We start from the raw sequence: 4,945 nt of genomic DNA, 5'->3' as shown, positions 1-4,945 counted from the left end.
TCGCTTTCATCATTGTGGTGGCAGAGAAAGCGTCGTGTTTAAAAAAATTCATATCCATGTGCGCATTCTCCTATCGCAATAGAATGTTGTTATGGTCTTCGAGAGACTGAATGGCAGCACTTTTTTGTTCATCTGTAATGGCATCTGGCCATAGCAATTCAGAAGCTTTTACAGTGCATAAGCGTGCTGTCATTACGGCACGTTGATCAGCTTGAGAGGCATCAACAGTGGCAAAAGAAATTCCAGCAGGGATTTGGCTGCCATCTGATGCTGCTGGATTAAGGGGGGCATATTTTTCTGATGCTGTAATTTTCCCCATGACAGTTCCTGCTTCAATGAAGGCTCCTGATGCAAAAACCACTTCTTCGTTTGACATATCCGTATCGTAGGGTCCAAGATAAGCGCCATTGCGGATGTCTTCATAAAAAACTTGACTCATTTTATTGCCCTCCAAGCTGTTTCCCATTTTGTATGAATTTTTGCCTTGCTCGTTCCATCACTGTGAGGAACCGTGGGTGATAATTTTAAAGATGAACTTTTCGAGACAGCAGCAGTTAAAACAACATTTTTTGCTTTCTCAACATTCATGCCGCTTTTAATGGCTTTTGCGGCATCAAAAGAAACGCCTAGACGCTTTGCTTGCCTTTCAAGGTTTATCAGTGCCTTGCCACGTTTTCTTTCCTTTTCAAGAGCAGCTTTTATGCTTTCTTGTTTATCTTCGTCCTCATCTTCGACTTCGTTTTCTTCTTCATCGTCAAAGACTTCGGCATCTTCGTCAATGTCGTTCTCGTCCTCTTCATCTTCATTGATGATGTCGACAATTTTTTCATCATCCTCTTCTTGGGCGCGGTATTGTGTACGTGCCATGTGTTTTTTCCTTCTTTTGTTGCTGTTGGGGGTTGTGATATGGAATCCGTTAAGGCTTCCAAAGCTTGCGCAAGGGTGCCCTGCGCATCTGCTAATCCAAGCTCTAAAGCTTGGGTACCTATAAAAGTTTCTGCTTTTGTGTCACGAATTGCGTCTGCACTCAGAGGTCTGTTTTTTGCAACCCAATCGACAAACATCTCGTAGAGCAGGGCGCAATCGGCTTGCATTTTTATCTGTGCTGTATCGCTTAAGGGTTCGTGAGGATTGCCATGGGTTTTGTGATCACCTTCAAAAACGAAGGTCCATTTAAGCCCGTGTTTCTCATCTGCACGAGATTGGTCAAGATGGGCGCAAACAACCCCAATCGAGCCCACAACACCCGTGCGTGCAACCCATATTTGAGAAGCCGCACAAGCAATGGCATAAGCCGCCGAGCAAGCAAATTCATTGGCATGCGCCCAAATGGGTTTATTGTATTGTTTTGAGAGTGTTTGAAACTCTTCAACCAAATCAAAGACACCGCCGGCTTCTCCACCGCCGCTGTCAATATCCAGTAAGACAGCGCGAACATCATGTTGTGCCATGGCTTCACGAAAAGAAGCTCTTAACCCTTCATAAGAGGTCAATCCCGATAAAGCTCCAAGCCATGCACCACGGCGCACAAGTGTACCATGAACCGGTATTATGGCAATATTGTTTTGTACTACATAAGTTTCTGGTGGTCTGAAAGCTGCTGTATTCCCTTGCGAATAAGCTTCAATGGGAAACTTTTCACTTGCAAAAAGGCGTGGAGCAAGAGCATTAAGGATAATGTCAAGCTTTGTGGAGGCAAGCATGTGTGGAACTCCAAAAAGCCGTGATGCCAAAAACGGCATGTCGAGATTATTCACCATTTGTCTGCGCCTTACTGTCTTGGTTGTTTTCATAAGTCTCAGAAGTCTCTGAATCTTCATCACCAATCGCTTGATTTTCACCAGAAGGCGCTGCCATATCCGTGTCAAAAGATAAGCCGCGCGCACGAGCGTCTGTGTGCTCTTCTTGCAGTTCGGCATGAATGCTGTCGATATCAAAGCCGCGCTCGGCAAGCGCCATGCGTCGTGTTTTCAAGCCAGCACGAATTTCTTCTTTTTCTGCCGTGATATCCTTGTTTGGATCAATCATTTCAAGCGGGGGCGCAAAGCTTTCACATTGAAGCCATGGCAAGGAATTTTCTTCCCATCCGGGTAAGTGAACGCGTCCAGAAAGTACTGCCATTTCAACAAAACGTTCCCAAACAATGCGGTTAAACTGAAAGGCAATGATATGTTCACGCCATTGTTTGACATGCCGTCTAAACTGAATGATAGAGGTTCGCACATTGGAAAAATTACCGCGCGTAACGTCTCCAGTTACAACGGCATAAGGCATATTGAGAGCCGAGCAAATTTTTGAAATATTGCGAAATTGGAAAGCCTCATAAGAACCTCCAACCTCAACAGGGTTAGAGAATGTAACCTCTTTATTCTCTCCTAAATAAAGAGATGCACCGGGTGCAATGACAGGTGCTTCGTATTCTTCTTCAACGTCGTTTTTATCACGATTATCGGATAATTTTGCGACGTTTGGGGAATTGTCCTTGACAAACGCTGCGAAAAGAGCCGCCGTCCTTTTTCGATCAAGTTCTGCATCATCATAGGATTCGAGTTGAAAGATCTTTGTCATACAGCGCGTTATTTTGGGAGAACCGCGCAATTGTCCGGCAATCCGGCGTTCTTTGATATGAAGGACCATTTCAGTAGGCACACGCACGCGCTCTTGGCTCTTAAAGGCTCTGTTTGCAGGACAATCATCATAGGGATGATGTTCCCAGAAATGATAAGCAACGCGCTTACCACTGGCATTAAATTCAATTCCCATACGAATGTAATTGCCTTCAATCTCAGCAGGTCCATTATAAGTGAGATCCAGCATTTCAGTGGGATAAACTTGCAATTGAAGCGGCACACCAGAGCGCCCATAAAGGTCAACATAATGCAATCTTACAAAGCATTCTCCGGTTAAAAAGACCTCTCGTGCAATGGTTGCTTGAAGTCCATAAAAGTTGGCATCTTCATCATAGTCCGCTTCATCAACCCATTGCCACCATAAGTCTAAAAGCTTTTTCTTTTCTTCTTGAAAACCTTCAATGCGAGGATAAGGTTTAATCCCATCACTAACAGCCGCAGAGACCCATTCTTCCGTCGCAGATCCATAAAGAGATTCATTGTCATAAAGCCATCTTGAACGGGCAACAATGGTATCACCGCATTCTTCAATCGCTTTATTGATATGTTTTTTTGCGGGATCAAAACCACCCATGCGACGGCTTTTGCTTGCAGCTTCAAAATGGGGATTGTGTTGACGAGAAATTGTAAAAAAGCCCGTAAGTTTATTGATAAAGCCAGCCATTAATAGCCTCGTGAGATATTAAAATAGAACACGCGTGAACCTTTACGCCCTTCAAGGTCCGCTATTTGCGTATTGATCATTTCAAGAGCTCTGCGCAGTTCCTCAACAGAGCGGTTGCTGACTTGCTTATCGCCGTGACGCACTGATTGCGCACCCGAATAAAGAGCCTCTTCAATTTGCTCTCGCCGCCTTTTTAAACTTTCCAGTCTCGAAAATTTGCTGTTAAATTGTCCTAAAGTTTCATCCACAAATTACCTCCAATCCCCTTGCATATAAGGATTCATCACTGTTCTGGATTGTTTCCTTTGAGGTTGTGCTATCTGAGATCTTCTTGGAGAAGTGAATGAAGAAATCCCAGATGTTGGTTGCTCTACAGAACTTTCAATTTTAAGTTTTTCCAAACGCTCTTCTAAGATATCAATTTCTCGATTAAGATTTATTCCCGCCGAAATCAGACCTTGTAAAGCCGCATAAGCATAGACCCTACAGTCCAAGGCTTCGTTTCTTGCCTTTTCACTTTTTTGCCATTCAATACGCTTGAAGCCTTTAAAATATTTGATGACTTTTCTTTCAGCGGTTAGCTGGTCAAAATATTCCAGGTCAAGGCTTTTGTGAAAGTGTGTTGCACCAGCCCCCGTTGCTTCAGGACCCGATTTTTTAAACCGTGCTGTAATGATATCTTTCGCGGCATCAACCCCAACAATATAAAGATTAATCTGTCCTTTATTGTTTTTGCTTGGTCGGCGTGGCCAGACCGCACGCCATCCCGCCTGTCCTTTAATCCCCCAAATGCGCCGCCCCTCCCGCGGGCGCACATAATTATAAACCGCCTGTGTATGTCCACCACCAGTATCAATACAAGCCGCTGTTATCCTAATCCCTTCTTTATAGCCTGGATGCGGCCAGCGTTTTGCAAGATATTCATCCAATTGGTCCCACACTTCAAAAGAAGAGGGGTCACCAAGGATCACTTGATAATCAATATGCCAACTTTCTTCACTACGCCCCCATCCCACCACCTCAAGCTCTAAACGGTCATTTTGTACATCAATGCCTGCTGTCAACACCACGGCTTGTTCTGGAGCTAAAGGATACTCTTCGCGTTTTGCATAAAGGCTGTCTGGATCAACAACTTCGCCTGTTCTGTCCTCCCATGGCTCTCCAAGAACTGTATTAATAAAAACTTGCAAAAGAGCAGGGTCTTCTTTGGCTCTTAAAAATTCGCGCGCACAATCGCCCCAAGTCAGCCATGGCGAATAAAGCGCTGAAATATGGTAAGAACGCAGACGAGGCTTACTTGACTCCTGTGTTGCGATCCAGCAAGCACCGTTTTCTTCTGCCATTAAGGTAGACTTACGATGTTCGGCATGTTCATGACCACAATGGGCACAAACAAAAACAGCTTTTTCGGGGGCGCCTTTTGTCCACTTGATTTGTGACCAAACAATGGGCTGTAGAACACCACATGCATCACAAGGAACATTGTAATATCGCTGGTCTCCTAGCACAAAATCCTTGGCGATACGGCTTGTGTCACGGTGGGTGGGTGTGGACAATTTAAAAATTTTATGTTGAATAAAAGCAGAGGTTCGTTTTTCAGCAATTGTTACAGGATCGCCTTCATTATCGACATTCAATGGGTAAGCATCGA

At 44.4% G+C, this 4,945-nt stretch carries 6 protein-coding genes; all 6 read right to left on the bottom strand.

The genetic code is table 11. The annotated features are described in order from the left end of the window. Positions 1 to 70: 70 nt before the first annotated feature. Positions 71 to 439 (bottom strand): head decoration protein, encoded by a 369-nt coding sequence (locus ACFIMX_RS06645; protein WP_375694217.1) that lies wholly within the window; start codon positions 437 to 439, stop codon positions 71 to 73. Then, entirely contained in the window at positions 436 to 810 is a 375-nt protein-coding gene (locus tag ACFIMX_RS06640; RefSeq protein ID WP_375694218.1) for a hypothetical protein, read from the bottom strand. The genes ACFIMX_RS06645 and ACFIMX_RS06640 overlap by 4 nt, the downstream gene beginning before the upstream one ends. Then, positions 699 to 1,760, bottom strand: coding sequence for a S49 family peptidase (locus tag ACFIMX_RS06635; RefSeq protein WP_375694216.1), 1,062 nt, complete (start codon positions 1,758 to 1,760; stop codon positions 699 to 701). Before ACFIMX_RS06635 ends, ACFIMX_RS06640 begins: the two co-directional genes overlap by 112 nt. After that, positions 1,750 to 3,294 (bottom strand): phage portal protein, encoded by a 1,545-nt coding sequence (locus tag ACFIMX_RS06630; RefSeq protein WP_375694215.1) that lies wholly within the window; start codon positions 3,292 to 3,294, stop codon positions 1,750 to 1,752. The genes ACFIMX_RS06635 and ACFIMX_RS06630 overlap by 11 nt, the downstream gene beginning before the upstream one ends. Beyond that, positions 3,294 to 3,542: a phage head-tail joining protein gene (locus tag ACFIMX_RS06625; RefSeq protein WP_100131184.1), complete on the bottom strand. Its 249-nt coding sequence runs from the start codon at positions 3,540 to 3,542 to the stop codon at positions 3,294 to 3,296. The genes ACFIMX_RS06630 and ACFIMX_RS06625 overlap by 1 nt, the downstream gene beginning before the upstream one ends. A 3-nt stretch (positions 3,543 to 3,545) precedes the next feature. Then, a partial coding sequence (locus tag ACFIMX_RS06620; RefSeq protein WP_375694214.1) for a phage terminase large subunit family protein occupies positions 3,546 to 4,945 on the bottom strand: 1,400 nt, incomplete at its 5' end.

It is taken from the genome of Bartonella sp. AD24XZML (genome assembly GCF_042196485.1).
GTDB lineage: Bacteria > Pseudomonadota > Alphaproteobacteria > Rhizobiales > Rhizobiaceae > Bartonella.
This window is presented reverse-complemented; position numbering and strand designations above follow the sequence as displayed.